This is a genomic window from Burkholderia sp. BCC1640 (assembly GCF_902833125.1).
Lineage (GTDB): Bacteria > Pseudomonadota > Gammaproteobacteria > Burkholderiales > Burkholderiaceae > Burkholderia > Burkholderia diffusa.
Genome location: NZ_CADFEF010000003.1, coordinates 87,571 through 114,480 on the forward strand (window position 1 = coordinate 87,571; position 26,910 = coordinate 114,480).

25 protein-coding genes and 1 other RNA gene are annotated in these 26,910 nt (G+C 64.9%); 6 read left to right on the top strand and 20 right to left on the bottom strand.

The window, feature by feature from the left end:
* Positions 1-165: 165 nt before the first annotated feature.
* Complete coding sequence (locus HWX25_RS04715) at positions 166-1,089, top strand: alpha/beta hydrolase (RefSeq protein WP_175907408.1); 924 nt, start codon at positions 166-168, stop codon at positions 1,087-1,089.
* A gap of 21 nt (positions 1,090-1,110) precedes the next feature.
* Here HWX25_RS04715 and HWX25_RS04720 read toward each other — a convergent pair whose 3' ends face one another.
* Positions 1,111-2,034: a histone deacetylase family protein gene (locus tag HWX25_RS04720; protein WP_059699499.1), complete on the bottom strand. Its 924-nt coding sequence runs from the start codon at positions 2,032-2,034 to the stop codon at positions 1,111-1,113.
* A gap of 43 nt (positions 2,035-2,077) precedes the next feature.
* Here HWX25_RS04720 and mltB point away from each other — a divergent pair, with 43 nt between their 5' ends.
* Complete coding sequence (gene mltB, locus HWX25_RS04725; protein WP_175907410.1) at positions 2,078-3,427, top strand: lytic murein transglycosylase B; 1,350 nt, start codon at positions 2,078-2,080, stop codon at positions 3,425-3,427.
* A gap of 76 nt (positions 3,428-3,503) precedes the next feature.
* Here the strand turns inward: mltB and cysM are convergent, their stop codons facing one another.
* The 16 genes from cysM to gyrA form a co-directional block, all read right to left on the bottom strand.
* A complete protein-coding gene (gene cysM, locus HWX25_RS04730) occupies positions 3,504-4,406 on the bottom strand; it encodes a cysteine synthase CysM (RefSeq protein ID WP_059816187.1) in 903 nt (300 codons plus the stop codon).
* Positions 4,407-4,612: 206 nt separating this feature from the next.
* Positions 4,613-4,957 (bottom strand): helix-hairpin-helix domain-containing protein, encoded by a 345-nt coding sequence (locus tag HWX25_RS04735; protein WP_175907412.1) that lies wholly within the window; start codon positions 4,955-4,957, stop codon positions 4,613-4,615.
* A gap of 73 nt (positions 4,958-5,030) precedes the next feature.
* Positions 5,031-6,023 carry an ADP-glyceromanno-heptose 6-epimerase gene (rfaD, locus tag HWX25_RS04740; RefSeq protein WP_175907414.1) on the bottom strand — a complete coding sequence of 331 codons (993 nt, stop codon included), beginning with the start codon at positions 6,021-6,023 and terminating at the stop codon, positions 5,031-5,033.
* 64 nt (positions 6,024-6,087) lie between these two features.
* Positions 6,088-7,038, bottom strand: a complete 951-nt coding sequence (gene rfaE1 / locus HWX25_RS04745) for a D-glycero-beta-D-manno-heptose-7-phosphate kinase (RefSeq protein ID WP_175907416.1) — start codon at positions 7,036-7,038, stop codon at positions 6,088-6,090.
* A gap of 7 nt (positions 7,039-7,045) precedes the next feature.
* On the bottom strand, positions 7,046-8,446 hold the full coding sequence (locus tag HWX25_RS04750; RefSeq protein WP_175907418.1) for a UDP-glucose/GDP-mannose dehydrogenase family protein: 1,401 nt from the start codon (positions 8,444-8,446) through the stop codon (positions 7,046-7,048).
* A 90-nt stretch (positions 8,447-8,536) separates the two neighbouring features.
* Entirely contained in the window at positions 8,537-9,709 is a 1,173-nt protein-coding gene (gene lapB / locus HWX25_RS04755; protein ID WP_059816199.1) for a lipopolysaccharide assembly protein LapB, read from the bottom strand.
* Between the two features lie 53 nt (positions 9,710-9,762).
* A complete protein-coding gene (locus HWX25_RS04760) occupies positions 9,763-10,056 on the bottom strand; it encodes a LapA family protein (RefSeq protein ID WP_059530004.1) in 294 nt (97 codons plus the stop codon).
* 211 nt (positions 10,057-10,267) lie between these two features.
* Positions 10,268-10,591 carry an integration host factor subunit beta gene (locus HWX25_RS04765; protein ID WP_006750752.1) on the bottom strand — a complete coding sequence of 108 codons (324 nt, stop codon included), beginning with the start codon at positions 10,589-10,591 and terminating at the stop codon, positions 10,268-10,270.
* 22 nt (positions 10,592-10,613) lie between these two features.
* Entirely contained in the window at positions 10,614-12,344 is a 1,731-nt protein-coding gene (rpsA, locus tag HWX25_RS04770; protein ID WP_306453748.1) for a 30S ribosomal protein S1, read from the bottom strand.
* A gap of 123 nt (positions 12,345-12,467) precedes the next feature.
* On the bottom strand, positions 12,468-13,154 hold the full coding sequence (gene cmk, locus HWX25_RS04775; RefSeq protein WP_059530008.1) for a (d)CMP kinase: 687 nt from the start codon (positions 13,152-13,154) through the stop codon (positions 12,468-12,470).
* 13 nt (positions 13,155-13,167) lie between these two features.
* The gene (aroA, locus tag HWX25_RS04780; RefSeq protein ID WP_175907420.1) at positions 13,168-14,472 is read right to left on the bottom strand and encodes a 3-phosphoshikimate 1-carboxyvinyltransferase; all 1,305 of its coding nucleotides are present in this window, start codon (positions 14,470-14,472) and stop codon (positions 13,168-13,170) included.
* Between the two features lie 20 nt (positions 14,473-14,492).
* A complete protein-coding gene (locus tag HWX25_RS04785) occupies positions 14,493-15,419 on the bottom strand; it encodes a prephenate dehydrogenase/arogenate dehydrogenase family protein (RefSeq protein ID WP_059816204.1) in 927 nt (308 codons plus the stop codon).
* A 187-nt stretch (positions 15,420-15,606) separates the two neighbouring features.
* Positions 15,607-16,689 carry a prephenate dehydratase gene (gene pheA, locus HWX25_RS04790; protein ID WP_175907422.1) on the bottom strand — a complete coding sequence of 361 codons (1,083 nt, stop codon included), beginning with the start codon at positions 16,687-16,689 and terminating at the stop codon, positions 15,607-15,609.
* Positions 16,690-16,722: 33 nt separating this feature from the next.
* The gene (serC, locus tag HWX25_RS04795) at positions 16,723-17,805 is read right to left on the bottom strand and encodes a 3-phosphoserine/phosphohydroxythreonine transaminase (protein ID WP_059530019.1); all 1,083 of its coding nucleotides are present in this window, start codon (positions 17,803-17,805) and stop codon (positions 16,723-16,725) included.
* Positions 17,806-17,966: 161 nt separating this feature from the next.
* Positions 17,967-18,566 (bottom strand): DUF2059 domain-containing protein, encoded by a 600-nt coding sequence (locus HWX25_RS04800; protein ID WP_059448245.1) that lies wholly within the window; start codon positions 18,564-18,566, stop codon positions 17,967-17,969.
* 83 nt (positions 18,567-18,649) lie between these two features.
* Entirely contained in the window at positions 18,650-21,253 is a 2,604-nt protein-coding gene (gene gyrA, locus HWX25_RS04805) for a DNA gyrase subunit A (RefSeq protein WP_059816208.1), read from the bottom strand.
* Positions 21,254-21,789: 536 nt separating this feature from the next.
* Between gyrA and ompA the strand changes: the two genes are divergently transcribed.
* The 4 genes from ompA to ssrA all read left to right on the top strand — a co-directional run bounded on the left by ompA (position 21,790) and on the right by ssrA (position 24,426).
* Positions 21,790-22,458 (top strand): outer membrane protein OmpA, encoded by a 669-nt coding sequence (ompA, locus tag HWX25_RS04810; RefSeq protein WP_006400736.1) that lies wholly within the window; start codon positions 21,790-21,792, stop codon positions 22,456-22,458.
* A 152-nt stretch (positions 22,459-22,610) separates the two neighbouring features.
* On the top strand, positions 22,611-23,309 hold the full coding sequence (ubiG, locus tag HWX25_RS04815) for a bifunctional 2-polyprenyl-6-hydroxyphenol methylase/3-demethylubiquinol 3-O-methyltransferase UbiG (protein WP_059530025.1): 699 nt from the start codon (positions 22,611-22,613) through the stop codon (positions 23,307-23,309).
* Positions 23,310-23,322: 13 nt separating this feature from the next.
* Positions 23,323-24,039: an HAD-IA family hydrolase gene (locus HWX25_RS04820; RefSeq protein ID WP_059816211.1), complete on the top strand. Its 717-nt coding sequence runs from the start codon at positions 23,323-23,325 to the stop codon at positions 24,037-24,039.
* 17 nt (positions 24,040-24,056) lie between these two features.
* Positions 24,057-24,426, top strand: a transfer-messenger RNA (tmRNA) gene (gene ssrA / locus HWX25_RS04825).
* Between the two features lie 261 nt (positions 24,427-24,687).
* On the opposite strand, the gene HWX25_RS04830 is transcribed toward ssrA, so the two are convergent.
* From HWX25_RS04830 to HWX25_RS04840, 3 genes are all read right to left on the bottom strand, one after another.
* Complete coding sequence (locus tag HWX25_RS04830) at positions 24,688-25,041, bottom strand: DUF4148 domain-containing protein (RefSeq protein ID WP_069225320.1); 354 nt, start codon at positions 25,039-25,041, stop codon at positions 24,688-24,690.
* A gap of 321 nt (positions 25,042-25,362) precedes the next feature.
* The gene (locus HWX25_RS04835) at positions 25,363-25,632 is read right to left on the bottom strand and encodes a hypothetical protein (RefSeq protein ID WP_175907424.1); all 270 of its coding nucleotides are present in this window, start codon (positions 25,630-25,632) and stop codon (positions 25,363-25,365) included.
* Between the two features lie 101 nt (positions 25,633-25,733).
* Positions 25,734-26,840 carry a substrate-binding domain-containing protein gene (locus tag HWX25_RS04840; RefSeq protein ID WP_175907429.1) on the bottom strand — a complete coding sequence of 369 codons (1,107 nt, stop codon included), beginning with the start codon at positions 26,838-26,840 and terminating at the stop codon, positions 25,734-25,736.
* Between the last annotated feature and the right edge of the window lie 70 nt (positions 26,841-26,910).

The following is a 26,910-nucleotide window of genomic DNA, read 5'->3' on the forward strand; positions in this document are numbered from 1 at the left end:
ATCTGGAATAGCCGGCGATTTTACCGCAAACGCCTCATTCCACTTAATAATCGATTTCGATCTTTTCATAACCAGACGAAATTAGAGGGGCACTGCTGGCCCGCCGTGCGAGTGCCGCGACTATGATCCGGAACACCGATGCCAACTAAACAGGGGACCCGCCAGATGACCGCCACCACCACGCAGACCGCCGCGCCCGCCGCCACCGCGGCACTGGACACGGCAGCGCCGCCCGCTCCGCGGATGGGCCGGCTGCGTACCGCGGACGGGCTCGAACTGGCGTCGTATCGCTGGCCGGCCGGCGACGGCACGGAGCCGCCGCGCGCGACGATCGCGCTCGTGCATGGCCTTGCCGAGCATGCGGGCCGCTACGCGGCGCTCGCGGCCAGATTGAACGCGGCCGGCATCGACGTGCTGGCGATCGATCTGCGCGGGCACGGCCAGTCGCCCGGTAAGCGCGCGTGGGTCGAGCGTTTCGACGATTACCTGAACGATGCGGATGCCCTCGTCGCCGAAGCCGCCCGCGACAATACGCCGCTCTTCCTGATGGGCCACAGCATGGGTGGCGCCGTCGCGGCGCTGTATGCGATCGAACGCGCGCCGGTTCGCGGCCATGCGCTGGCGGGCCTCGTGCTGTCGAGCCCGGCGCTCGCGCCGGGACGCGACGTGCCGCGCTGGATGCTCGCGATGAGCCGCTTCATCAGCCGCGTGTGGCCGAGCTTCCCCGCGATCAGGATCGACGCGGCGCTGCTGTCGCGCGATCCGGCCGTCGTCGCGGCCAATCGTGCCGATCCGCTCGTGCACCACGGCGCGGTGCCGGCGCGCACCGGCGCCGAGATCCTCGATGCGATGGCGCGCATCGAGCGTGGTCGCAGCGCGCTGCGCGTGCCGGTGCTTGTCTATCACGGCACCGAGGACAAGCTGACCGAACCGGACGGAAGCCGTGCGTTCGGCGCACGCGTCGGCTCGCCAGACCGCACGCTGACGCTATACGAAGGCGGGTTCCACGAAACGATGAACGATCTCGAGCGCGACCGCGTGATCGATGCGCTGATCGCGTGGATTCACGCGCACGTGCCGGCACGCTGAACGCGCGCGGGTCGCTCCCGGTCAGATGCCGGCCAGCACGCGCAGGTGCGCGACCACGCTGCGGCCGAGCGCGGACAAGTTGTAGCCACCCTCGAGGCAGCTCACGATGCGGCCCTGCGCGTGCCGGCGCGCGACGTCGACGATCTGCGTGGTCAGCCATTCGAAATCGGCCTCGACGAGACCGAGGTTGCCGATGTCGTCCTCTCGATGCGCGTCGAAACCGGCCGACACGAACAGCATCTGCGGCTTGAACGCGTCCAGACGCGGCAGCCAGGACATGTCGACCGCTTCGCGGATCGCCATCCCGTTGCTGCGTGCAGGCATCGGCAGGTTGACCATGTTCGGCGCCTGGTGATCGACGCCCGAGAACGGGTACAGCGGATGCTGGAAGAAGCTGCACATCAGCACGCGCTCGTCGTTCGCGAACGCGGCTTCGGTGCCGTTGCCGTGGTGCACGTCGAAATCGACGATTGCGACACGCTCGAGGCCATGGACATCGAGCGCGTGCCGCGCGGCGATCGCGACGTTGTTGAAAAAGCAGAAACCCATCGCGCGCGCGGGTTCCGCGTGATGGCCGGGGGGCCGCACGCTGCAGAACGCATTCGCGTAGCGGCCTTCGATCACGGCGTCGGTCGCCGCGATCGCCGCGCCGGCCGCACGCAGCGCGGCGCGCCACGTGTCGCGGTTCATCAGCGTGTCGGGATCGATCTCGACGTAGCCGTCGACGGGCGTCATGCTGCGGATGTAGTCGATGTGAGCCTGCGTATGCACGCGGCCCAGCGCCACCTCGCTCGCGAACGGCGCGGTTTCGTGCACGATCAGGTCGTCGATGCGGCTCGCGATCAGCTGATCCTGGATCGCCGACAGGCGGGCCGGGCATTCCGGATGCCATTCCCCCATCTCGTGCAGCATGCAGTCGGGGTGCGTATAGAAGGCGGTTGCCATAAGCTGTCATCCGCGACGCAGGGTGCGCCGCAGGTCTCCATCAATGATGTCCATCGTCTGCCGCGAATTCGCCGCTAACTTACCACAACGGTGCGCTGCTTCGCCCCGACACGCAGGATGCGTCGGGTATACTGCGCCGAACCCCATCGCCCTGTCCGCCCGCTTCGACATGAATTCCAGCAAGCCTGCCGCCCTTCTCTCCGCACTGTTCAGCGTTCGCGTCCCGCTCGTTGCTGCTGCCGTCGCCGTTACCGTGGCCGCCGCGCCCGCCATCGCGCAGACGCAGCCCGCGAAGTCCCCCGGCACGCGCGTCGCGCAGGCGCAACCGCAGCAGCCGGCGCCGCAAGGCCAGACCTTCGAAGAGGAAATCGTTCCGCAGCGTTACGCGAACAACGCGAAGGTCGATGCGTTCATCGACGAGATGGTGAGCCGCAACGGCTTCGATTCCGCGAGCCTGCATGCGCTGTTCTCACGCATCAGCTACTCGGCCACCGCCGTGAAGCTCGTGAAGCCGGCGCCGACGCCTTCGGTGAAGAACTGGCGCGTCTATCGTTCGCGCTTCATCGAACCGATCCGCGTCAACGCGGGCGTGAAATTCTGGAAGGCGAACAAGGCGACGCTGCAGCGCGCGTCGGAGGAATTCGGCGTGCCGCCCGAAGTGATCGTCGGCATCATCGGCGTCGAAACGATCTACGGCCGCTACATGGGCAACTTCCGCGTGCTCGATGCGCTGACGACGCTCACGTTCGACTACCCGGACACGCCGAATCGCGACAGCCGGCAGGCAACGTTCCGCAAGAATCTCGAGGACTTCCTCGTCTGGACCCGCGACAACCAGCTCGACCCGACCACCGTGCTCGGCTCGTACACGGGCGCGATCGGCATCCCGCAGTTCCTGCCGAGCAGCATCCGCGAGTATGCGGTCGATTACGACGGCGGCGGCCACGTCGATCTGCGCAGCAGTCCTGCCGATGCGATCGGCAGCGTCGCGAACTACCTGAAGCAGCACGGCTGGGAAACCGATCGCCCGGTAGTCTGGCGAATCACGCCCGACACGGGCAGCCTCGGCATCGCCCAGGCGGCCGCAGACGGTCAGCCCGAACCGCACTGGGCCCTGTCGCAACTGCTGCGCGCCGGCATGACGCTCAACGAGCCGACGGTCAACATCACCACCGAAGCCGGCACGCCAGTCACAGTGGTCGATCTGCCTTCGCCGGGAAGCGCGACCGAATACATGCTCGGCCTCAAGAACTTCTACGTGCTGACGCGCTACAACCGCAGCTTCTTCTACGCGCTCGCCGTGTACCAGCTCGGCGAAGCCGTGAAGGCGCAGATGGAAGCGAATGGTGCACTGCCGCTGCCTGCGGCGGACACGGAAGCGCCGGCGCAGTAAGCACGGTCCGCGCAAAGAAAAAGCGCCGCTTGTGCGGCGCTTTTTTATCGCGTGATGCTGCTGATGCCGTTCGGGCTCAGGCAGGAAATACGCCAGTCGACAGATAGCGGTCGCCGCGATCGCAGACGATGAACACGATCGTCGCGTTCTCGACCTGACGCGCGATACGCATCGCGACTTCGCATGCGCCGCCCGACGAGATGCCGGCAAAGATGCCTTCGACAGCCGCGAGCCGGCGCGCCATCGTTTCGGACGCGGCCTGGCTCACGCTCTCGACGCGATCGACGCGGCTGCGATCGAAGATCGTCGGCATATAGGCTTCCGGCCACTTGCGAATGCCCGGAATGCGCGACCCTTCTTCCGGCTGCGCGCCGACGATCTCGATCGCCGGATTCTGTTCCTTCAGAAAGCGCGACGTGCCCATGATCGTGCCCGTCGTGCCCATCGCCGACACGAAGTGTGTGACGCGCCCTTCGGTGTCGCGCCAGATCTCCGGGCCCGTTCCTTCGTAGTGCGCGATCGGATTGTCGGGGTTCCCGAACTGATCGAGGATCACGCCCTTGCCTTCGCGCTGCATCTGCTCCGCAAGGTCGCGCGCCAGTTCCATCCCGCCCTTTACCGGCGTCAGGATGATTTCGGCGCCGTAAGCGGCCATGCTCTGGCGGCGCTCGATCGACAGATCCTCCGGCATGATCAGCACCATCTTGTAGCCGCGGATCGCCGCTGCCATCGCGAGCGCGATGCCCGTGTTGCCGCTCGTCGCCTCGATCAGCGTATCACCCGGCTTGATGCGACCGCGCGCCTCGGCCTTGCTGATCATCGACAGCGCCGGACGATCCTTCACGGAACCGGCCGGATTGTTGCCTTCCAGCTTCGCGAGCACCACGTTGTTGCGTGCGCGAATCTCGTCGTCCGGCAGGCGGACCAGTTGCACGAGCGGCGTGTTGCCGATCGTGTCTTCGATAGTTTTGTAAGCCATGGAGATACCGTGAGTGCGAGGCCGATCAATCGATTGATTGTAAACCAGCACCGGGGCTCGCGCCGGCAACCCCATTGTGACGATGGAATAGACGCGCCACACGATTCACGCGTGTGCGTGTGCAGCATGCACGCAAAAAACCCGCGGCAAGCCGCGGGAAGCCGTCGCAATGACGGCGACTGAAGGAGCCCTTTGTCTCGCGTGCGTTATTTCTGCGCGGTGCGGGCAGGTGCCGCAGCAGGCTTCGCCGCCGCCGGCTTGCCCGCGGCCGGTGCCGCCGCACCCGAGCCTGCCGCACCGATCGTCAACCCTTCCCGCTGAAGGCGCTCGACCGTTTGGCCGCCCATGCCTTTCACGCGCGATGCGAGATCGTCTGCATTCCTGAACGGCCCGTGTGCGCCGCGCTCGTCGAGAATCGCCTTCGCCCGCGCGGGACCGATGCCCTTGATGCCGACGAGTGCATCCTCGTTCGCGGTGTTGACGTCGACGGCCGCCCAGGCCGACGCGATCGCGCCGAGCATCGCGGCGGCGGCAAACCATTTCCTGATCATGTGCTGGATCTCCGATGAAATCGGTCGGCGGCTGCCGACCGTGAGACCCAGTCTAGCGATGCGACGCGCAGGCTTAAACCTGGCCGGATAGCCAACGCACGTAGCGGTCGACACCTTCCTGCACCGTCAGGAACGGCGCATCGTAGCCGGCAGCACGCAGTTTCGTCTGGTCGGCCTGCGTGAAGCACTGGTACTTGCCGCGCAGCGCATCCGGGAACGGCACGTATTCGATCAGCCCTTGCTCGACCTGCTGCGCGAGCGTCAGCGGCGGCAGGTTGTCGAGTGCGCGCAGCGTGTTCACGACCGTCGATGCGATGTCGTTGAACGGTTGTGCCCGGCCTGCGCCGAGGTTGAAGATGCCCGATTTCTCCGGATGGTCGAAGAAGAACAGGTTCACCTTCGCGACGTCCTCGACCGACACGAAGTCGCGCGTCTGCTCGCCCGGCGCATAACCGTTGTACTCGCCGAACAGCTTGACCTTGCCTTCCGCGCGGAACTGGTTGAAGTTGTGGAACGCGACCGAGGCCATGCGGCCCTTGTGCGTCTCGCGCGGACCGTACACGTTGAAGTAGCGGAACCCGGCGATCTGGCTCTTCGCGCTCGGCAGCACGCGGCGGATCACCTGGTCGAACAGGAACTTCGAATAGCCGTAGACGTTCAGCGGCGCCTCGACCTCGCGCTCCTCGACGAATCGCGTCGAGCCGCCGTAGATCGCGGCCGACGACGCGTACAGGAACTGCGCGCCCTGCGCGAGGCACGCATCGAGCACCGCGCGGCTATAGCGGAAGTTGTTGTCCATCATGTAGCGGCCGTCGGTTTCCATCGTGTCCGAACAGGCGCCTTCATGGAACACCGCGCGTACCTTGCCGAAATCGCCGCGCGAGAAGCGCTCGACGAATTCCGTCTTGTCGAGATAGTCGTCGATCTCGCAATCGACGAGGTTCCGGAACTTGTCCGCGCGCGTCAGATTGTCGACCGCGATGATGCGCGACTCGCCGCGCTCGTTGAGCGCCTTGACGATGTTCGCGCCGATAAAACCGGCTGCGCCGGTGACGATGATGGTCATGGTCGTTCTGCCTGAAAAATTGCAAGACATACGTGCGGCGCGCTCGGCGCGCCGCCGAATGCGCTCAGTGAAACAGTTCGTCGTAGTCTACCGTGGCCGTACCCAGCTTGCCGACCACGATGCCTGCTGCGCGATTCGCGAGCACGACGGCATCGACGAGCGGCACGCCGGCGCCGAGCATCGTCGCGACCGTCGCGATCACGGTATCGCCCGCGCCGGACACGTCATACACCTCGCGCGCGAGCGCCGGTGCATGCAGTTCGCCCGCTGCGGAAAAAAGCGTCATCCCCTCTTCCGAACGCGTGAGCAGCAACGCATCGAGATCGAGCTCCGCACGCAGCTTCGCGACACGCGCACGCAGGTCGTCTTCCGATTGCCACTGACCGATGACCTCGCGCAACTCGGCGCGGTTCGGCGTGATCAGCGATGCGCCGCGATAGCGCGCCCAGTCGCCGCCCTTCGGGTCGACGAGCACCGGCTTGCCGGCCGCGCGCGCCTTCTCGATCATCGTCGTCACGTGCGTCAGACCGCCTTTCGCGTAATCCGACATCAGCACGACGTCGTGCTGCGGCAGCAGCGCATCGAAACGCGCGAGCCCGGCGAGCAGCACCTCGTGCGTCGGCATCGCCTCGAAGTCGACGCGCAACAGCTGCTGCTGGCGCGCGAGCACGCGCAGCTTGATCGTCGTCGGCAGTGACGCGTCGCGTTCGAGATGGGGAGTCACGCCGCTGCTGTCGAGCAATTCGACGATGCGCTCGCCCGGCTCGTCGCAGCCGACCACGCACAGGAGCCCGGCCTGACCGCCGAGCGTCACCGCGTTGCGCGCGACGTTGGCCGCACCGCCAAGCCGCTCTTCCTGGCGCTGCACGTGCACGACGGGAACCGGCGCTTCCGGAGAAATGCGCTCGACGTTGCCGAACCAGTAGCGGTCGAGCATCACGTCGCCGACCACGAGCACGCGCGAACGCGTAAGCTGCGCGCGCGGTACCGGCACCACTTCGCGAAGGGTAGTCATCGTGCGTTCATCCACGGGGAGAGGACTGGGGATCGACATGCGGACGCCCGATCGCATGGTAGTCGAAGCCGAGTTCGGCCATCGCGTCCGGCTCGTACAGATTGCGTCCGTCGAAGATCACCGGCGCCTTCAGTTCGGCCTTCAGGCGCGTGAAATCCGGGCTCCTGAATTCTTTCCATTCGGTGACGATCACGAGCGCATCCGCGGCGGTCACGGCCGCGTCCTGGGTATCGACGAAGTGAAGGCGCGCAAGCGCGTCGGAAGCCTCGCCAAGATCGAGCGCGAACACGCGGCGCGCCTCGTCGATCGCGACTGGATCGTACGCGCGCACGGTCGCGCCACGCCCGAGCAGCGCGGCGATCAGCCGACGGCTCGGCGCCTCGCGCATGTCGTCCGTATTCGGCTTGAACGCGAGGCCCCAGACCGCGAATTCGCGACCGGTCAGGTCTGCGCCGAAGCGCTGCTCGATCTTGCCGATCAGCACGTCCTTCTGGGCGGAGTTGGCCGCTTCGACGGCCTCCAGGATGCGCAGCGGCTGGCCGTTTTCGCTCGCGGTGCGAATCAACGCCTGCACGTCCTTCGGGAAGCAGGAGCCGCCGTAACCGACGCCCGCATACAGGAAATGATAGCCGATGCGCGGATCGGAACCGATCCCGCGGCGCACGGCTTCGATGTCGGCACCGACCTTGTCGGCGAGATTCGACATTTCGTTCATGAACGAAATGCGCGTCGCGAGCATCGCATTCGCCGCATACTTCGCGAACTCCGCCGAACGCACGTCCATGTAAATCGTGCGCTCGTGATTGCGGTTGAACGGCGCATACAGCTTCTTCATCTTCTCGCGCGCCACCGTGCCCGTCTCGTCGTTGTCGACACCGATGATGATTCGGTCCGGGCGCATGAAGTCCTCGACCGCCGCGCCTTCCTTCAGGAATTCCGGATTCGACACGACCGAGAAACGGTGCGCGACGCTGCCCGCGAGGCCGCGCGCACCGAGTGCCTCGTCGACCACCGCGCGCACGCGCTGCGCGGTGCCAACCGGCACCGTCGACTTGTCGACGATCACCTTGAAGCCGGTCATGTAACGGCCGATGTTCCGCGCGGCCTCGAGCACATATTGCAGGTCGGCCGAACCGTCCTCGTCGGGCGGCGTGCCGACCGCGATGAACTGGATCTCGCCGTGCGCAACGCTCGCCTCGATGTCGGTCGAGAAGCGCAGACGCCCTGCCGCGCGGTTGCGCGCGATGATGTCCAGCAGGCCCGGTTCGTGAATCGGCATCCCGCCGTTGTTCAGGATCTCGATCTTGCGCGGATCGACATCCAGACAGAAGACGTCGTGGCCGATCTCGGCGAGGCAGGAGCCCGTGACGAGACCGACATAGCCAGTGCCGATGATGGTGATTTTCATAGATGTTCCGGTACGTCCCGGTAAATGACTAACTTGGCCGCCGGGCCAGGCCCGGCGACAACCGCAGCGCTTGCGCGGCGAATGCCGGGATCAGCCCGGCATCGCAGGTTCGACGCGGCGCGGCGCATAGGTTTCCCAGCCGCTGCATCCGGGGCACTGCCAGTAGAAGAGCCGTGCCCGGAAACCGCAATTCTGGCACGTATAGCGTGGCAGATTCTTGGTGCGCTGCTTGATCAGCGCACGCATCATTTCAAGTTCCTTACGGCGCGGCTCGTCGGCGGCCGCGATCTGCGCATCGAGCAGGTGCAGCATGCCCGACAGATTCGGCGACTTCTCCATCTGCGTACGCGCGAGCGTATGCGCCGCTTCCTGGCCGCGCAACCCTGCGATGTGCTGATAAGCAATATCGAGCAGGTCGTTCGACGGATAACGATCGACGTAGCCCATCAGCAACTCGGCGCCCTCGACCGGCTTGCCGAGCGCGACGTAAGCCTTCATCAGCTTGTCGGCGACGAGCGGCAGATACGCCGGATTCTGCGCTTCGACACGCTTCCAGTGCTCGATCGCGGCCGCGTGATCGCCCGCCGCCTGCGCGGCATCGCCGGACAGGATCGTCGCGCGAACGTTCTGCGGGTTCGCAGCAAGCGCGAGCTTCAGTTGCTCGGCCGCGTCCGTGGCGTTCTTGCGTTGCAGCGCGTCCTGCGCGAGTTCGCAATGGAACTGCGCGATTTCGGCGCCGAGCGGCTTGTCGCTCATCGACTCGATGCGTCTCGCGGTATCGATCGACTTGTTCCAGTCCTTCTCGATCTCGTAGATCGTCAGCAGCGCCCGCTGCGCACCCAGCGCGTAATCGCCATCGGCGAGCCGGTGGAAGGCCTCCTCCGCACGATCGAGCAGGCCGGCCTTCAGGAAATCCTGGCCGAGCTCGTACAGCGCGTGGTCGCGCTCGTTTACCGGCAGGTCCGTGCGGCTCAGCAGGTTCTGATGCACGCGGATCGCACGGTCCGTTTCGCCGCGGCGGCGAAACAGGTTGCCGAGCGCGAAGTGCAGCTCGACCGTCTCGGGGTCGAGCTTCGCGACCTCGATGAACGCGTCGATCGCCTTGTCCGGTTGTTCGTTCAACAGAAAGTTCAGGCCGCGGAAATACGATCGCGGCAGGTTGGCGCTCTCCGACAGGAGATTCTTCAGGTCATAGCGTGACGCCGCCCAGCCGAGCGCGAACGCCACCGGAATCGCGAGCAACCACCAGAAATCCAGATCCATGCGAAATATCGAAGCAGAGACGAAAACCGCGCGAAGGTCGCGCGGCGTCCGTGTTAAATGACGGGCGGCATCGGCGGCTGGTCGACGACGGCCGGGGTTTCGCGCGCCGTACGCAGATCGCGCTTCAGGCGCCCGTTCTCGAGGCGCATGCGGAAGATCGCCGGCAGCGCGGACAGCAGGCCGGCCAGCAGCCCCACGACGAAGAACGCGAGGCCGATCAGGATCAGCGGCGCTTGCCATGCGTAGCCGGCAACGAAATTCAGCGTCGCGGTTTGCGTATTGGCCAGCGCGAGCACCAGCAGCAGCACGAACACCAATACCCGGATCAGCCAGACGATAAACTTCATGTAGCCCTCTCTTTGTTGAGGTTTGCCGTGGCGCGCGACTCCCCTTCGCGGCGCCGAATCGACCCGTATTGTAAAGGAAGCGTTTCCGCGTCACCGCACATCCTGCGGGTGCACGTTGTCATGCGTGCCGCCGGAAATGAAAAAAGCGCCCGCAAGGGGCGCTTTTTTCTTCAGCCTTCGCCGGACGGATTCCGGGCAAGCCGAACGACGCTCAACGTTCGTCGTCCGGATCATCAGCTTTCAGCGGCTCGCCGGCGCGGCCGTCGACGCGTTCACGCAATTCCTTGCCGGGCTTGAAGTGAGGCACGAACTTCTCGGGCACCTGCACTTTCTCCCCCGACTTCGGGTTGCGTCCGACGCGTGCCGGGCGACGGTTGAGGCCGAAGCTGCCGAAACCCCGAATTTCGATGCGATGCCCTTTCGACAAGGCGTCGGACATCGCATCGAGCATCGTTTTCACCGCGAAATCCGCATCCTTGAGGACAAGTTGCGGAAATCGCAGTGCCAGCTGCGCGACCAACTCGGATTTGGTCATACTTCAGCAGACCTCGTAAGGCTTACTGGTTCTGGCCGTCGAGCTTCGCCTTCAGCAGCGCGCCGAGGTTGGTCGTACCGGTCGCAGCAGCGCTGGTGTCCGACTGCAGGCCGCGGATCGCTTCCTGTTGTTCAGCCGAATCCTTCGCCTTGATCGACAGGTTGATGCCACGCGACTTGCGATCGATGTTGATCACCATCGCGTTGACCTTGTCGCCTTCCTTCAGCACGTTGCGAGCGTCTTCAACGCGATCCTGCGAGATTTCCGATGCACGCAGGTAGCCTTCGACGTCGCCCGTCAGCGTGACGACAGCGCCCTTCGCATCGACCGACTTCACCACGCCGTCGACGATCGAACCCTTGTCGTTCATCGCAACGTAGTTGCTGAACGGGTCGCCTTCGAGCTGCTTGATGCCGAGCGAAATACGCTCCTTCTCGACGTCGATGCCGAGCACGATCGCTTCGACTTCGTCGCCCTTCTTGTACTTCCGAACGGCTTCTTCGCCGGCTTCGCTCCACGACAGGTCCGACAGGTGGACCAGGCCGTCGATGCCGCCCGGCAGACCGATGAACACGCCGAAGTCGGTGATCGACTTGATTGCGCCCGTGATCTTGTCGCCCTTCTTGAAGTTGCGGCTGAAGTCATCCCACGGATTCGGCTTGCACTGCTTCATGCCGAGGCTGATACGACGACGGTCTTCGTCGATCTCGAGGACCATGACTTCGACTTCGTCGCCCAGCTGGACAACCTTCGACGGAGCAACGTTCTTGTTGGTCCAGTCCATTTCCGACACGTGGACGAGGCCTTCGATGCCCGATTCCACTTCGACGAATGCGCCGTAGTCGGTGATGTTCGTGACCTTGCCGAACAGGCGCGTGCCCGACGGGTAACGGCGCGAGATGCCTTCCCACGGATCGTCGCCCAGTTGCTTGATGCCCAGCGAGACGCGGTTCTTCTCTTGGTCGAACTTGAGGATCTTCGCGGTGACTTCCTGGCCAACCGACAGGACTTCGCTCGGGTGACGCACACGACGCCATGCGATGTCGGTGATGTGCAGCAGGCCGTCGATGCCGCCGAGGTCAACGAATGCGCCGTAGTCGGTGATGTTCTTGACCACGCCGTTGACGATCGCGCCTTCCTTCAACGTCTCGAGCAGCTTCGCGCGCTCTTCGCCTTGCGTTGCTTCGATCACTGCACGACGCGACAGCACGACGTTGTTACGCTTGCGATCGAGCTTGATCACGCGGAACTCGAGCGTCTTGCCTTCGTACGGGGTCGTGTCCTTGACCGGACGCGTGTCGACCAGCGAACCCGGCAGGAACGCGCGGATGCCGTTGACCATCACGGTCATGCCGCCCTTCACCTTGCCCGTGATCGTGCCGGTGACGAGTTCGTTGTTGTCGAGGGCCTTTTCCAGCGACAGCCACGATGCAAGGCGCTTCGCCTTGTCGCGCGACAGGATCGTGTCGCCGTAGCCGTTTTCGAGTGCGTCGATCGCGACGGACACGAAATCGCCCGACTGCACCTCAACCTCGCCCTGATCGTTCAGGAATTCCTCGATCGGAATGTAAGCCTCGGACTTCAGGCCTGCATTGACGACCACGAAGTTGTGGTCGACGCGCACGACTTCGGCGGAAATCACTTCGCCGGCGCGCATGTCTTGGCGGGTCAGCGACTCTTCGAACAGAGCCGCAAAGGATTCGGTATTCGGGGTGGAGGTTTGCAGGTCGGACATAAAAATCTGATTGTGCATGGATCGCTGTGCCACGCCGGCCGGAATGGCAGGCTGAAAGGGCCAGATCGAAGCCACACGGGGTTAAGGGTTCGAAACACGCTTCGCGCTTCTCGCGCGAGGCACCTACTGCTGCCCGCCTTCTCAGGCCGGCTGACCGAGCGCCCGGTACCACTGCAGCACCTGGTCGACTGCTTCATCGACCGAAAGCGCCGACGTATCGAGCAGCTTGGCATCTGCCGCAGGCTTCAGCGGCGCGGCCGCGCGATTGCTGTCGCGCGCGTCACGTTCACGAAGATCCTGAAGCAAGTTATCTATATTAGCAGAAAAACCTTTTTGCATCAATTGCTTATGCCGTCTGGCCGCGCGCGCCTCGGCGCTGGCCGTCAGGAACACTTTCAGCACGGCGTCCGGGAAGATCACTGTGCCCATGTCGCGGCCGTCGGCGACGAGGCCCGGTGTCTTGCGAAACGCGCGCTGGCGCGCGACGAGCGCGGTACGCACCGGCCCGTGCACGGCAATCGCCGACGCGCGGTTGCCAACCGCTTCGGCGCGGATGTCGTTCGACACGTCGACGCCGTCGAGCTGCGCGCAGCCCTCGCGGAACGTGATGTGAAGATCGTCGATCAGCTTCACGAGCGCATCGATATCCTCCGCCGCGATGCCGTAGCGCACGCTCGCGAGCGCCGCGAGACGGTACAGCGCGCCGCTGTCGAGCAGGTGGAAGCCGAGATGCGCGGCGACGAGCGCCGCGACGGTCCCCTTGCCGGAAGCAGTCGGACCGTCGATCGTGATGACGGGGGTCGGGTGAAAGGGTCGGGTCGATTTCATCGGAACTGTCGGGTCAGGCTTTGGCGAGCGCGGCAAAGCGGTCGAAATAGTCGGGGAACGTCTTGCCGACGCACTTCGGATCGTTAATCCGCACGGGCACGCCGCCCAGGCTGACGAGCGAGAAACACATCGCCATCCGGTGATCGTCGTACGTGTCGATCGCTGCGTTCGGCGTGAGCCGTTGCGGCGGCGTGACGACCAGATAATCGGGGCCTTCCTCGACGATAGCGCCGACCTTGCGCAGTTCAGTCGCCATCGCGGCGATGCGGTCTGTTTCCTTCACGCGCCAGCTCGCGATGTTGCGCAGCGTGCTCGTGCCGCTCGCGAACAGCGCCGCGACCGCGATGGTCATCGCCGCGTCGGGAATCAGGTTGAAATCCATGTCGATCGGCTCAAGCTTGCCGTGGTCATGGCCGATGCCGCGCACCTCGATCCAGTCGTCGCCCATCGATACGTTCGCGCCCATCTGCATCAGCGCATTCGCGAAGCCGACGTCGCCCTGGATGCTCGCGCGCCCCACACCCTCGACGCGCAGCGGGCCGCCGCCGAGCGCGCCGGCCGCGAGGAAGTACGAGGCCGACGATGCATCACCCTCGACCATGATGCGCCCCGGCGAACGGTAGCGGACGCCGGCCGGCACGACGAAGCGTTGCCAGCCGTCGCGCTCGACGGTCACGCCGAAGCGGGCCATCAGTCGGATCGTGATGTCGATGTACGGCTTCGAGATCAGTTCGCCATCGACTTCGACGACGATCCTGCCGTCCTTCGCCTTCACGAGCGGCAGCGTCATCAGCAGCGCGGTGAGGAACTGGCTCGACACATCGCCGCGCACGCGGATCGGCGCGTCGACCGTGATCGCCGCAGGCTTGATCCGCAGCGGCGGAAAGCCTTCGTTTTGCTCGTAGTCGATCTGCGCGCCGATCTGCCGCAGGCCGTCGACGAGGTCGCCGATCGGCCGCTCGTGCATGCGCGGCACGCCGTGCACGCGATAGTCGCCGCCGTTGACTGCGAGCGCCGCCGTCAACGGTCGCACCGCAGTGCCCGCGTTGCCGAGGAACAGATCGGCGGTCTTCGCGGTGAACGCGCCGCGCGTGCCGGTGACGACACAGGTGTCACCCTCGCGCGCGAGCTTCACACCGAGCTTGCCGAGCGCGTCGAGCATCACGCGCGTGTCGTCGGAATCCAGCAGGTTGGTGATCGTCGTATCGCCTTCGGCAAGCGCCGCGAGCAGCAGCACGCGGTTCGAGATGCTTTTCGAGCCGGGCAGGCGCACGATGCCCGATGCGCTGGAATACGGGCCGAGATCGAGATAGTCCATGGGAATCGTCCTGTTTCCTGTTATTTCTTGACCGGTTCGGCAGCGGGCTGCGCGCCACGTTCCTGCCATGCCTTGCGTGCAGCGCGCGAGCGCGTGAACACGGCTTCGAGCGCCGCGCCATCGCCAGCGTCGATCGCCGCACGCAGCCGGGCGAGCACGCGCGTATAGCCGTCGAGCTCATCGAGTAGCGCCGCGCGATTCGCGACACACACGTCGCGCCACATTTCCGGGCTCGACGCCGCAATCCGCGTGAAGTCGCGGAAGCCGCCCGCGGCGTACGAGAATTTCAGTTCGGCATCCGCCTCGCCGAGTATCTGCTCGACGAGCGCGAACGACAGCACATGAGGCAGATGACTGATCGACGCAAACACGCGATCGTGCTGCGTCGTGCTCATCGTGCGCACGTCGGCGCCGGTCGCCCGCCACATCGCATCGATCCGCGCAACCGCTTCGGGCGCGTTCTCCGGCAGCGGACACAGCACGACGTTGCGACCGACGTACAGATCCGGCAGCGCGGCCTCGACGCCGCTCGATTCGCGCCCGGCGATCGGATGGCCCGGTACGAATTGCGCGATCCGCGCACCGAGCACATCGCGTGCCGCCGCGACGACGTCGGACTTGGTGCTGCCAGCGTCGGTGACGATCGTCGCAGCGTCGAGCCACGGCGCGATGCGCGCGAGCAGCGGGCCCGTTTGCGCGACCGGCGCGGCCAGCAACACGAGATCGGCGCCGGCGAGCGCGTCGCGCAGCTGCGCATCGTCGTCGAGCGCCGCTGCGCGATCGATCACGCCGAGCGCGAGGGCGCGCTCGACCGACGCACGCGAACGACCGACGCCGACAACTTCGCCCGCGCCGCCCGGTGCGCGCTCGCGCAGGGCGCGCGCCAACGATCCGCCGATCAGGCCGACGCCGAAGATGACAAGTTTGTTGAATGCAAAGCCTGACACGACAAGAGCCAAGTGACGCGCGCGGAACGACGCCCCGCGCACGGAAGTCCAGATTCCGGGCAACGGGCCCGCACCCGGCGCGACCTGCGCCGGATACCGCCCGAACCCGCCTTGGGCAGCGCCGCCCGGCCTGCCCTGCCCGCTTCGCCGCGCCGCCTGCTCGGTGCTGGCGACGGGCCGCTACGCGTCAGCGCGCGCGCGGATACGAACCGAGTATCTTCAGGAACGCGGCCTTCTGGCCGAGCTCCGCGAGCGCGGCGGCCACGGCTGGTTCGTCCCGGTGCCCTTCGATGTCGATGTAGAAGTAATACTCCCACGTGCCGACCCGCGCCGGACGCGACTCGAAGCGCGTCATCGATACACCGTGCCGCGCGAGCGGTTCGAGCAGCTTGAACACCGCGCCCGGCTCGTTCTTCACCGACACGATCAGCGACGTCTGGTCGTGACCGCTCTGCCCGGCCGGCTGCTTGCCGACGATAACGAAACGCGTGCGATTGTGCGGATCGTCCTGAATCAGCGAGAACGTGATCTGCAGGCCGTAGTGCGCGGCCGCGCGGTCGCCAGCGATCGCCGCGACGCTCGGGTCCGCCGCCGCGAGACGCGCGGCCTCCGCATTGCTCGACACCGCTTGCCGCTCGAGCTGCGGCGCGTTCGCGGAAAGCCACTGCTGGCATTGCGCGAGCGCCTGCGCATGCGCGCAGACGCGCGTCACGCCGTCGAGCGTGCCGCTCTGCGTGAGCAGGTTGTGATGGATCGGCAGCGCGAGTTCGCCGCTGATCAGCAACTGCGTCTGCAGCAGCAGGTCGAGCGTGCGCGACACCGCGCCTTCGGTCGAGTTCTCGACCGGCGCGATGCCGAATGCGGACGCGCCCGCCTCGACCGAGCGGAATACCTCGTCGATCGACGGACACGGCAGCCCTTCGATCGACTGGCCGAAATACTCGAACATCGCCTGTTCGCTATACGTGCCGACCGGCCCGAGAAACGCGACGTGGATTGTCTGTTCGAGCGCGCGGCTCGCGGCCATGATCTCGCGCCAGATGGCGCTGATGTGTTCGCTCGCGAGCGGCCCCGCGCTCATGTCCTGCAGGCGCGCGATCACCTGCAGCTCACGCTCCGGCCGGAACACCGGCGCGTTGAAATGCTTCTTGACCTCGCCCACCTCGAGCGCCACCGCGGCGCGCTGGTTGAGGAGCGCGATCAGCTGCGCGTCGATCGCGTCGATGCGGTCGCGCAGCGGTTTCAGGCGGGAATTCAGTTCGTCGTCCATGCGTAGTTGCCGTGCTGTTTGAACAGCGCGCGCTCAGGCGCCGCGCTGTTCGAAGTCCTTCATGTACTCGACGAGCGCCTTCACGCCCTCGAGCGGCACCGCGTTGTAGATCGACGCCCGCATGCCGCCGACGGACTTGTGGCCCTTCAGCTGCAGCAGCCCGCGCGCCTTTGCGCCGGCAAGGAAGTCTTCGTTGCGCGTTTCGTCTGCCAGGAAAAAGGGCACGTTCATACGCGAACGCACCGCCGGCTCGACCTTGTTCAGATAGAAGCTGCTCGCATCGATCGTGTCGTAGAGCAGCTTCGCCTTCTCGATATTGCGCGCCTCGATCGCCTCGAGGCCGCCCTGCCGCTTCAGCCACTGGAACACGAGGCCCGCGATGTAGATCGCATACGTGGGCGGCGTGTTGTACAGCGAGTTGTTCGCGGCGACCGTCTTCCATTCGAATGCGGACGGGCAGATCGACAGCGCGCGATCGAGCAGGTCCTCGCGAACGATCACGACCGTCACGCCGGCCATCCCGATGTTCTTCTGCGCGCCGCCGAACAGCACGCCGTACTTCGCGACGTCCATCGGACGGGACAGGATGTGCGACGACACGTCCGCGACGAGCGGCACGTCGCCGAGGTCGGGAATCTCGAACGTCTCGACGCCGTCGATCGTCTCATTCGTGCACAGATGCACGTAGGCCGGATCGTCCGACAGCTGCCATTCGGCGCGGGCGGGCGCGCGCGTGAAACCGTCGGCCGTCTTGCCGGATGCGGCCAGATGCGGCGTGCCGTATTTCTTCGCTTCGTTGAACGACTTCTGCGACCACGAGCCCGTCACGACGAAGTCGGCGGTCTTACGCGAACCAAGCAGGTTCATCGGCACGATTGCGTTCTCGGCAATGCCGCCACCCTGCAGGAACAGGATCCGGTGGCTGGCCGGCACATCGAGCAGTTCGCGCAGGTCGGTCAGCGCTGCCTCGTGGATCGACATGAATTCCTTGCCGCGATGGCTCATCTCCATCACGCTCATGCCGCTGCCGTGCCAGTCGAGCATTTCGTCGGCGGCCTGCCGCAGCACTTCCTCGGGGAGCGCCGCAGGACCGGCGGAGAAATTAAAGACGCGCATCGTGAAAACCTCGGGAGGGACGCGACCGGCTTGCCGCCGGCAGAAAGAACCGCGCCAGAAAAAGAATGGCCGCTTGCGCTCGCGCGCAAACGGCCATTATCGCACTGTCATCAGGCTCCCGCCAAACCCGGCCGAACGGCCGGGCGGCGTGCCCGGACGGCTTACTTGCCCGGCTTGACTGCCGCGACTTCCTTGTCAGCCTGTGCGCGCGTTGCCTGGATCGCTTGCGGCATGTACTTCTGCATCAGGCCGTTGACCACGTCGCGGCCGACCTGATCCTGAACCTGGATGAACTTGCGGCCCGTCGGGCTCTTGTAGAACGTCGTCAGATCCTTGATCTCCGACGTGCTGTAGTACTTCGCGTAGGCGTCGTACTGAGCCGACATCGCGTCGCTCTGGAACTGTTGCGTGCCGAACACCTTGCCCGCGCCGTCAACCAGCTTCGGCACCGCATTCTTCTGCAGCGTCGGCACGGCGGCTTGCTTTTGCTTGTCGTTCAGCGTCTTGTTTTCCGACAGCGCGTCCGACAGGATCGCCGGCACGAGCTGCTTTGCCTGCATCTCGGCGCTGTTGCCGATAGCCGACACGAGCTTCGGCGCGTCGATCGCGTCGAGCAGATCCTTGATCGCCGCCTTCTTGTCGGCGTCGATCGGCGCAGCTGCCGCGGTCGCAGCCGGTGCGGAATTCGACAGCGCTTGCGCCATCGCGAACGTCGGCACCAGTGCAGCCAGCAGAACCAGTTGCTTGAATTGCTTTTGCATCATCACTCCCTTTTGGAAATATGAATGGTTGCTCGCCGACCGCGGCGCCTGGCGCGCGCGGCGGCTCGAGTCTCATCCGTTCTTCAGGCTTCGCCGTCCGACGCCTCGTCGGCCTCGCCATCGCCCTCTTCGGCTTCTGCGATCTGCTGCAGGCCGGAGAGCTTGGTACCCTCATCGAGACTGATGAGTGTAACACCTTGCGTGGCACGTCCCATCTCGCGAATCTCGGACACGCGGGTACGAATCAACACGCCGGCGGTCGTGATCAGCATGATCTGATCCTCGGCGTCGACGAGCGTGGCGGCGACGACCTTGCCGTTGCGCTCCGACGTCTGGATCGCGATCATCCCCTTCGTGCCGCGGCCGTGACGCGTGTACTCGGTGATCGGCGTGCGCTTGCCGTAGCCGTTCTCGGTCGCGGTGAGCACGGTCTGCTCCTCGCTGCCGGCAACCAGCAGCGCGATGACCTGCTGCCCGTCCTCGAGCTGCATGCCGCGCACGCCGCGCGCTTCCCGGCCCATCGGGCGCACGTCGTTCTCGTCGAAGCGCACGGCCTTGCCGGCGTCGGAGAACAGCATCACGTCGTGCGCGCCGTCGGTGATCGATGCACCGATCAGGAAGTCGCCCTCGTCGAGACCGACCGCGATGATGCCCTTCTTCATCGGGCGGCTGAATGCCTCGAGCGGCGTCTTCTTGACGGTGCCGAGCGACGTCGCCATGAACACGAACTTGTCGGCCGAGAACTCCTTGACCGGCAGCACGACGTTGATCTTCTCGCCGTCCTGCAGCGGGAACATGTTGACGATCGGACGGCCGCGCGAGTTGCGCGAACCCTGCGGCACTTCATAGACCTTGACCCAGTACACGCGGCCGCGGTTCGAGAAGCACAGGATGTAGTCGTGAGTGTTCGCGATGAACAGCGTCTCGATCCAGTCGTCTTCCTTCATCTGCGTCGCCTGCTTGCCGCGGCCGCCGCGCTTCTGCGCGCGATACTCGGACAGCGGCTGCGACTTCACGTAGCCCGCGTGCGACATCGTGACGACCATGTCTTGCGGCGTGATCAGGTCTTCGGTATTCAATTCGGTCGCGTTCAGCTCGATCTTCGAGCGGCGTGCGTCGCCGAATTCGGCCTTCACCGTCGTCAGCTCCTCGCCGATCATCGTCGTGATCCGCTCGGGGCGCGCAAGGATGTCCAGCAGGTCGGCGATTTGCGCCATCACTTCGCGGTACTCGCCGATGATCTTGTCCTGCTCGAGACCGGTCAGGCGCTGCAGACGCATCTGAAGGATTTCCTGCGCCTGCGTGTCGGACAGACGGTACAGCCCGTCGGTCTGCATCCCGAACGCCGGGTTCAGACCTTCCGGACGGTACGCGGAGCGGCCGCCCGCCGCCGCATTCTCGGTCTCGGCGCGCGTCAGCATCTCTCGCACAAGCGACGAATCCCACGGCTTCGCCATCAGCTCCTGCTTCGCGATCGGCGGCGTCGGCGCTGCCTTGATGATCGCGATGAACTCGTCGATGTTCGCGAGCGCGACCGCGAGACCTTCGAGCACGTGTCCGCGCTCGCGTGCCTTGCGCAGTTCATAGATCGTGCGGCGCGTCAGCACTTCGCGTCGATGCGACAGGAAGCACTGCAGGATTTCCTTCAGGTTGAGCAGCTTCGGCTGGCCGTCGACCAGCGCGACCATGTTCATGCCGAACGTGTCCTGCAGCTGCGTCGCCTTGTACAGGTTGTTCAGCACCACTTCGGGCACTTCGCCGCGCTTCAGTTCGATCACGACGCGCATGCCGCTCTTGTCGGACTCGTCGCGGATGTCGGAGATGCCCTCGAGCTTCTTCTCGTTGACGAGCTCGGCGATGCGCTCGAGCAGCGAGCGCTTGTTCACCTGGTACGGCAGCTCGTCGACGATGATCGCCATCCGCTGGCCGCGGTCGATCTCCTCGAAGTGCGTGGCCGCGCGCATCACGACGCGGCCGCGCCCGGTGCGATAGCCGTCGCGCACGCCGGCGACACCGTAGATGATGCCGGCCGTCGGGAAGTCCGGTGCCGGGATGATCTCGATCAGCTCGTCGATCGTCGCTTCCGGGTTGTTCAGCAGGTGCTGGCACGCGTCGACGACTTCGTTCAGGTTGTGCGGCGGGATGTTGGTCGCCATGCCGACCGCGATACCCGACGAGCCGTTGATCAGCAGGTTCGGGATGCGCGACGGCAGGACCGACGGCTGCATCTCGTTGCCGTCGTAGTTCGGCTCGAAGTCGACCGTTTCCTTATCGATGTCGGCGAGCAGTTCGTGACCGATCTTCGCCATGCGAATTTCGGTGTAACGCATCGCCGCGGCATTGTCGCCGTCGATCGAGCCGAAGTTGCCCTGTCCGTCGATCAGCATGTAGCGCAGCGAGAAGTCCTGCGCCATCCGCACGATCGTGTCGTACACCGCGGTATCGCCGTGAGGGTGATACTTACCGATCACGTCACCGACGATACGCGCCGATTTCTTGTACGCGCGGTTCCAGTCGTTGTTCAGTTCGTGCATCGCGAACAGTACGCGCCGGTGCACGGGCTTCAGGCCATCGCGGACATCCGGAAGGGCACGTCCGACGATCACGCTCATCGCGTAATCGAGATACGAACGGCGCATTTCCTCCTCTAGGGAGGTGGGCAGGGTCTCTTTGGCGAATTGATCCATGTATCCGTATCGTTTCGGAGCGAAGACGGCGAACGCCTTTCGCGTGGGCGCTGCATGCGCAACGCAACGCGAGATTCTAACATGCGCCCATCGGCCGCCAATTCGCCACCCCCTCTATATGTAAACAGCAAAAATCGCCGTCCGTGGAAAAGGCACCCGAACCGGCCATGATCGCGCCCCTTCAGAAGGCTTGGGCGTCGTTCGGATCCTTGTCACGCACGCGCGTAAACCCTTGCCGCCTTTCACGCAATTTCGTGGACACGCTCTTGACAATCCCTAAAAGTTACGGCAGGCGGGTGTTGCGCATGCACCACAAAGTTGAAGCGATCTTGGGGTGGGGAGGATTTTTTTTCGTAGGAAGGGAACGATATGGCAAAATGCCAACGCACTGAAAGTTAGACGCTGCTCGAAGTCTACACAGAGCGGTGCCACGTTTTTTGTGCCGCACCAATGTTATACTTCGAGCAATGTATGACTTGTCACCGTCAACAGGCTCGCAGTAAACCTGCGGTAATCTCAATTTCGAGAGGAGAAATATGAATAAACTTTCAAAGCTCGCGTTCATTGCAGCTACCGCAGTTATGGCTGCATCCGCTTCGGCACAGTCGGTGCCGGCGTCGCGTCAAGCCGTCAACGACAACTGGGTGAACGGCACGGGCGAATGGGTATGGATGAACGGCACGAACGAGCTCTGCTGGCGTGACGCGTTCTGGACGCCGGCCACCGCCAACGCGAAGTGCGATGGCGCACTGGTCGCCCAGGCACCGCAGCCGCCGGTCGCTCCGGTTGCTCCGGCCATCACGAGCCAGAAGATCACGTATCAAGCCGACGCACTGTTCGACTTCGACAAGGCAACGCTCAAGCCGCTGGGCAAGCAAAAGCTGGACGAACTGGCTTCGAAGATCCAGGGCATGAACACGGAAGTGGTCGTCGCTACGGGCTACACGGACCGCATCGGTTCGGACAAGTACAACGACCGTCTGTCGCTGCGCCGTGCGCAAGCCGTCAAGTCGTACCTGGTCAGCAAGGGTGTCCCGGCCAACAAGATCTACACGGAAGGCAAGGGCAAGCGCAACCCGGTCACGACCGGCTGCAACCAGAAGAATCGCAAGCAACTGATCGCCTGCCTCGCACCGGACCGCCGCGTGGAAGTCGAAGTGGTCGGTACGCAAGAAGTCCAGAAGACGACCGTTCCGGCGCAGTAAGCCGCGGTTTTCGACTGCTTCAAAGCCCCGCTCCGGCGGGGCTTTTTCTTTGACGCCCGTCCTGGCGCTCGCTGGCCTCGTTGTGCGCCCCCTTATATACTCGGGGCTGACGTACCGACGCACCGCCCTCCTTCCGTAGCCCGTTTGCCGACATGACCAACGCCGATCCGCACGAACTCCAGAAATTCAGCGACCTCGCCCATCGGTGGTGGGATCCGAATGCCGAATTCAAGCCCTTGCACGACCTGAATCCGGTCCGGCTCGGCTGGATCGATTCGCACGCGCACCTCGCCGGCAAGCGCGCACTCGATATCGGCTGCGGCGGCGGCATCCTGTCCGAATCGATGGCAGGGCTCGGCGCCCAGGTAAAAGGCATCGACCTGTCGACCGAAGCGCTCGGGGTCGCCGACCTGCACAGCCTCGAAAGCGGCATCACGGTCGACTACGAGGCGATCGCCGCCGAAGCGATCGCCGAACGCGAGCCGGGCACTTACGACGTCGTCACCTGCATGGAGATGCTCGAGCACGTGCCGTCGCCGGCCGGCGTCGTCGCCGCGTGTGCGACGCTCGTGAAGCCGGGCGGCTGGGTGTTCTTCTCCACGCTGAACCGCAACCTGAAGTCCTACCTGTTCGCGGTGATCGGCGCCGAGTACATCGCGCAGATGCTGCCGAAGGGTACCCACGACTACGCGCGCTTCATCCGCCCGTCGGAACTGGCGAGCTTCATTCGCGGGACCGATCTGCACATCGTGGAGATCAAGGGTATTACCTATCACCCGATCGGCAAGCGCTTCGCGCTGTCGAACGACACCGACATCAACTATCTCGTCGCGTGCCGCCGCGGCGCGTGACCCTCCGACCGGCATGACGATTCCCCTTTCGACCGAGCGGCCTGCATTCGACGCGCCGCGCCTGCTGCACTGCGATGCCGTGCTGTTCGACCTCGACGGCACGCTCGCCGACACGGCACCCGATCTCGCCGCTGCAGTCCACAAGATGCAGCGCGTGCGCGGCCTGCCCGAAACGTCGCTCGACGTGCTGCGGCCGCTGGCATCGGCCGGTGCGCGCGGCCTGCTCGGCGGAGCATTCGGCATCGACCCGCAATCGCCCGGCTACGACGCGATGCGCGACGAGTTCCTGACCAATTACGCGACCGACATCTGCGTGCACACGGTGCTGTTCCCCGGCATCGGCGACGTGCTCGACGAGCTCGATGCACGCGGCGTGCGCTGGGGCATCGTCACGAACAAGGCGATGCGCCTCACCGCGCCGCTCGCCGACCTGCTCGGCCTCGCGCCGCGCGCGGCCTGCATCGTCGGGGGCGACACAACGCCGCACTCGAAACCGCATCCGGCCCCGCTGTTGCATGCGGCGGAACAAATGACGCTCGCGCCGGAGCGCATCGTCTACGTCGGCGACGATCTTCGCGACATCCAGGCCGGTAGCGCGGCGGGGATGGCGACGGTCGCGGCCGCGTACGGCTATTGCGGTGACGGCGTCGCGCCGGCCGACTGGCAAGCGCAGCATCTTGTCGGCACGACGCAGGAACTGCGCGAACTGCTGCGCGATGTTGGGCTATAATGATCGATCTTATCCGCGGGGGCGACCTGGTTTCGACAGGGGTTGTGAAGCGGCTAGGGCATGTCGAGGACCCGTCACCTCGTTAATCAATGGGAAAATCGTAACTGCAAACGACGATACGTTCGCACTGGCAGCCTAACGGCCGCCGTCCTCTGCCTAGTTCACTGACGGGCTAGTGTCGCAAGACCGGTAGCAATACCGCCAGAGGTCATTTACGTCAGTTAAGCCCTGTCGGCGTCGCGACGCCAGGGTCGAAAATCTAGCGAATCGCCGTAGTGCAGCGTGTTCGTCCGCGTCGCTGCGGTTAAATCAAATGACTGAACTAAACATGTAGAACTAGTCGTGGAGCGCTTCTGGACGCGGGTTCGATTCCCGCCGCCTCCACCAAATTCCGCGCTTGACGCACGAACCCCGCACGACGCGAGTCTGCGGGGTTTTTTGTTGCCTGAGAGGCCGAGCATCCCGCGCCGTCCGAAAAAGCGCCCGGCCTCGGACGGGCCGGGCGGAATGCCGCCGGCATTCCGGCGGCAGGAGGTGACGGATGTTCGACGTCGCCCGCGAGGTGATCGACCGCGGCGGACGGTCCCCCTGCCCGGCACGCGACGCATCGTCGCCGCCGCAGCACGGCCTCACCGGGCGACGAGCCGCTTAGCTGCCGCGATACAGCGACTTCATTTCTTCTGCGCTGGCCGGACGCACGCCGATCGCACGCGAACCCGACACCGATGCGCCCTGCACCTGCGCGCCATAACCGCTGGCGTCGGCGCCTTGCGCCTGGGCGAGCGCGCTGCGCTGTTGCTCCGCGACACGCGCCGTGGCGGCCTGGATCGCTTCCGGATAGTGCGGATCTTCGCCGCGGGCGGTGTTGTAACCGGCCTGCTGGAGCTGAACCAGTTCGGCGCGAACCTGTGCGCGGGTGAGTGCCGAGCCGGACTGCGCAAACGACACGACCGGGGCAACGAGAGCAGCAGCAACGACAACGGCTTGAACGAGCGACTTCATGATGACCTACCTCCAGATTTGTCTGATTTCGCGGTGAACACCCGTTCATCGCTGACAAACCGAAGTTTATGTAGGCATGTGCTTAAGAATAAGGCAGGTTTCAGGAAGACATCCTTCCCGAAACAAGGGTTAACCCTATATCCATGCAGACATGGGCCAGCACCCCAAGATCGCACCACGTCACGCGAGGCCGAACCGAGCCCCACAAAGCATGAGCCCCGCAAGGCAGTACACCCTGCGGGACTCGAAAAGAACCGCGCGGCATCGGCGCGGTCTGGACAAACGATCGCGGCGCCGACCATCCGGCGCGTCAGCGCCTGCTTATTGAGTGTCCATCGGACACTTCAGGTTGCAGCCGTTCGGGTCCCCCAAATCGCCCTTGCGGCGCAATGCCGACTTCTTGCTGCCCTGGTATTTCTGCGACGGCGCAGACGCCGCGAACGGCATCTGCGGGTGCTCGTTCAGGCGGAACTGCTCGCTGAGGATCCCGCCGGGCACGCCCGGTGAATTCTGCGCGAACGTCAACCGCGAAACGGCAACAAGAAGCCCTGCGGTCAACGCTGCCGCGGAGAAGGGAACGGATAGTTTCATGGCGGGATGACGCCTGAACGGCGTGCTTGTTGGAACGTTGATCAAGCGGCAAGCGTAGCGCAAATCCCTCGCTGCTGCAGCGCAGCTCGCGCGCGTCCCCGTTACTGTGCGTTGCCGTCCGGCATACCGCCCCCGGCGATACCGGCGAATCCCTCCGCGATGCCGATCAGCGTCCCGCACGCGGCCGGATCGTAGCCGTCGAGATGCGCGACGCGGTCGACGAAGCGTGCATCGCGCAGCAAGGCGAGCACGCCGGCGAGCGGTCGCGAATCGAGCTGCGCGCGTTCGCACGCAAAGTAATAGTCCTCGTCGACGACCGGGATGAAATCGAGCCCGAAGTGATGGGCGGCCGGCTCGACGCCGAAGCCGAGATCGGCCATCCCGCTCGCGACGAATGCGGCGATCGCCGAATGCGTGAGTTCGGCCGACGCATAGCCGTCGATACGCTCGGGATCGATGCCGATCGCGCGCAATGCAAGATCGAGCAGCATCCGCGTGCCCGACCCCGGCTGCCGGTTGACGAAGCGGATGTCGTTGCGGGCGAGATCGGCGAGCCCGCCGACCTGCTTCGGGTTGCCCCGCGGCACGAACAGCCCCTGCTGACGACGCGTCAGATGAATCAGCACGTGGCGCGTGTCGTCGAGCCACGGCCGGTAGATCTGCGCGCACTGTTCGCGGAACGCGCCGCGTGGCAGATGAAAACCGGCCAGTTCGCATTCGCCGCGCGCAAGCGCCTGCACGGCTTCGACGCTCTCGCGATACTTGATGTCGACGGCGGCCTGCGCATCGACAAGCGCGGAAACGAGCGTCGCAACCGCGTAGCCGTGGGACGCATGGATGCGCACGGCGCCGTCGCGCTGCGCGAGCCGCCGGTTCAGGTCGCTCGCCACCTCGGCCGCCAGCGCGCGCAGGTTCCCGTCGAGACGGCTGCGCGCGAGCCGCTGCGCGTCGACGATCGCCTGCCCGAGCTCCGACAGCGTCGACCCCTTGCCGCGCGCCGTCTCGATCAACTCGCCTCCGACGCACGCCTCCAGCGCCCGCAGCATGCCCCACGCGTGCCGATACGACAGACCTTTCGCCTGCGCGGCCTGCGCGATGCTGCCCGTATCGGCCACGAGCTCCAGCAACGGGGCGACGTCCGACAGGCTGGCGGTGCGGCCCTCGGTGTCGCGTACGGTCAGATACGCGTCGCATTCGATTCGAATCAATTATGTACTCCGATTTCCTATTGCGACTGCGGAATCTTCCGCTTATCGTTGCTCAAAATCAATCAGGACG

Coding starts and splice junctions, on each gene's coding strand:
- HWX25_RS04715 (WP_175907408.1), top strand. CDS start 166: ATGACCGCCACCACCACGCAGACCGCCGCGCCCGCCGCCACCGCGGCA.
- HWX25_RS04720 (WP_059699499.1), bottom strand. CDS start 2,034: ATGGCAACCGCCTTCTATACGCACCCCGACTGCATGCTGCACGAGATG.
- mltB (WP_175907410.1), top strand. CDS start 2,078: ATGATGTCCATCGTCTGCCGCGAATTCGCCGCTAACTTACCACAACGG.
- cysM (WP_059816187.1), bottom strand. CDS start 4,406: ATGGCTTACAAAACTATCGAAGACACGATCGGCAACACGCCGCTCGTG.
- HWX25_RS04735 (WP_175907412.1), bottom strand. CDS start 4,957: ATGATCAGGAAATGGTTTGCCGCCGCCGCGATGCTCGGCGCGATCGCG.
- rfaD (WP_175907414.1), bottom strand. CDS start 6,023: ATGACCATCATCGTCACCGGCGCAGCCGGTTTTATCGGCGCGAACATC.
- rfaE1 (WP_175907416.1), bottom strand. CDS start 7,038: ATGACTACCCTTCGCGAAGTGGTGCCGGTACCGCGCGCGCAGCTTACG.
- HWX25_RS04750 (WP_175907418.1), bottom strand. CDS start 8,446: ATGAAAATCACCATCATCGGCACTGGCTATGTCGGTCTCGTCACGGGC.
- lapB (WP_059816199.1), bottom strand. CDS start 9,709: ATGGATCTGGATTTCTGGTGGTTGCTCGCGATTCCGGTGGCGTTCGCG.
- HWX25_RS04760 (WP_059530004.1), bottom strand. CDS start 10,056: ATGAAGTTTATCGTCTGGCTGATCCGGGTATTGGTGTTCGTGCTGCTG.
- HWX25_RS04765 (WP_006750752.1), bottom strand. CDS start 10,591: ATGACCAAATCCGAGTTGGTCGCGCAGCTGGCACTGCGATTTCCGCAA.
- rpsA (WP_306453748.1), bottom strand. CDS start 12,344: ATGCACAATCAGATTTTTATGTCCGACCTGCAAACCTCCACCCCGAAT.
- cmk (WP_059530008.1), bottom strand. CDS start 13,154: ATGAAATCGACCCGACCCTTTCACCCGACCCCCGTCATCACGATCGAC.
- aroA (WP_175907420.1), bottom strand. CDS start 14,472: ATGGACTATCTCGATCTCGGCCCGTATTCCAGCGCATCGGGCATCGTG.
- pheA (WP_175907422.1), bottom strand. CDS start 16,689: ATGGACGACGAACTGAATTCCCGCCTGAAACCGCTGCGCGACCGCATC.
- serC (WP_059530019.1), bottom strand. CDS start 17,805: ATGCGCGTCTTTAATTTCTCCGCCGGTCCTGCGGCGCTCCCCGAGGAA.
- HWX25_RS04800 (WP_059448245.1), bottom strand. CDS start 18,566: ATGCAAAAGCAATTCAAGCAACTGGTTCTGCTGGCTGCACTGGTGCCG.
- gyrA (WP_059816208.1), bottom strand. CDS start 21,253: ATGGATCAATTCGCCAAAGAGACCCTGCCCACCTCCCTAGAGGAGGAA.
- ompA (WP_006400736.1), top strand. CDS start 21,790: ATGAATAAACTTTCAAAGCTCGCGTTCATTGCAGCTACCGCAGTTATG.
- ubiG (WP_059530025.1), top strand. CDS start 22,611: ATGACCAACGCCGATCCGCACGAACTCCAGAAATTCAGCGACCTCGCC.
- HWX25_RS04820 (WP_059816211.1), top strand. CDS start 23,323: ATGACGATTCCCCTTTCGACCGAGCGGCCTGCATTCGACGCGCCGCGC.
- HWX25_RS04830 (WP_069225320.1), bottom strand. CDS start 25,041: ATGAAGTCGCTCGTTCAAGCCGTTGTCGTTGCTGCTGCTCTCGTTGCC.
- HWX25_RS04835 (WP_175907424.1), bottom strand. CDS start 25,632: ATGAAACTATCCGTTCCCTTCTCCGCGGCAGCGTTGACCGCAGGGCTT.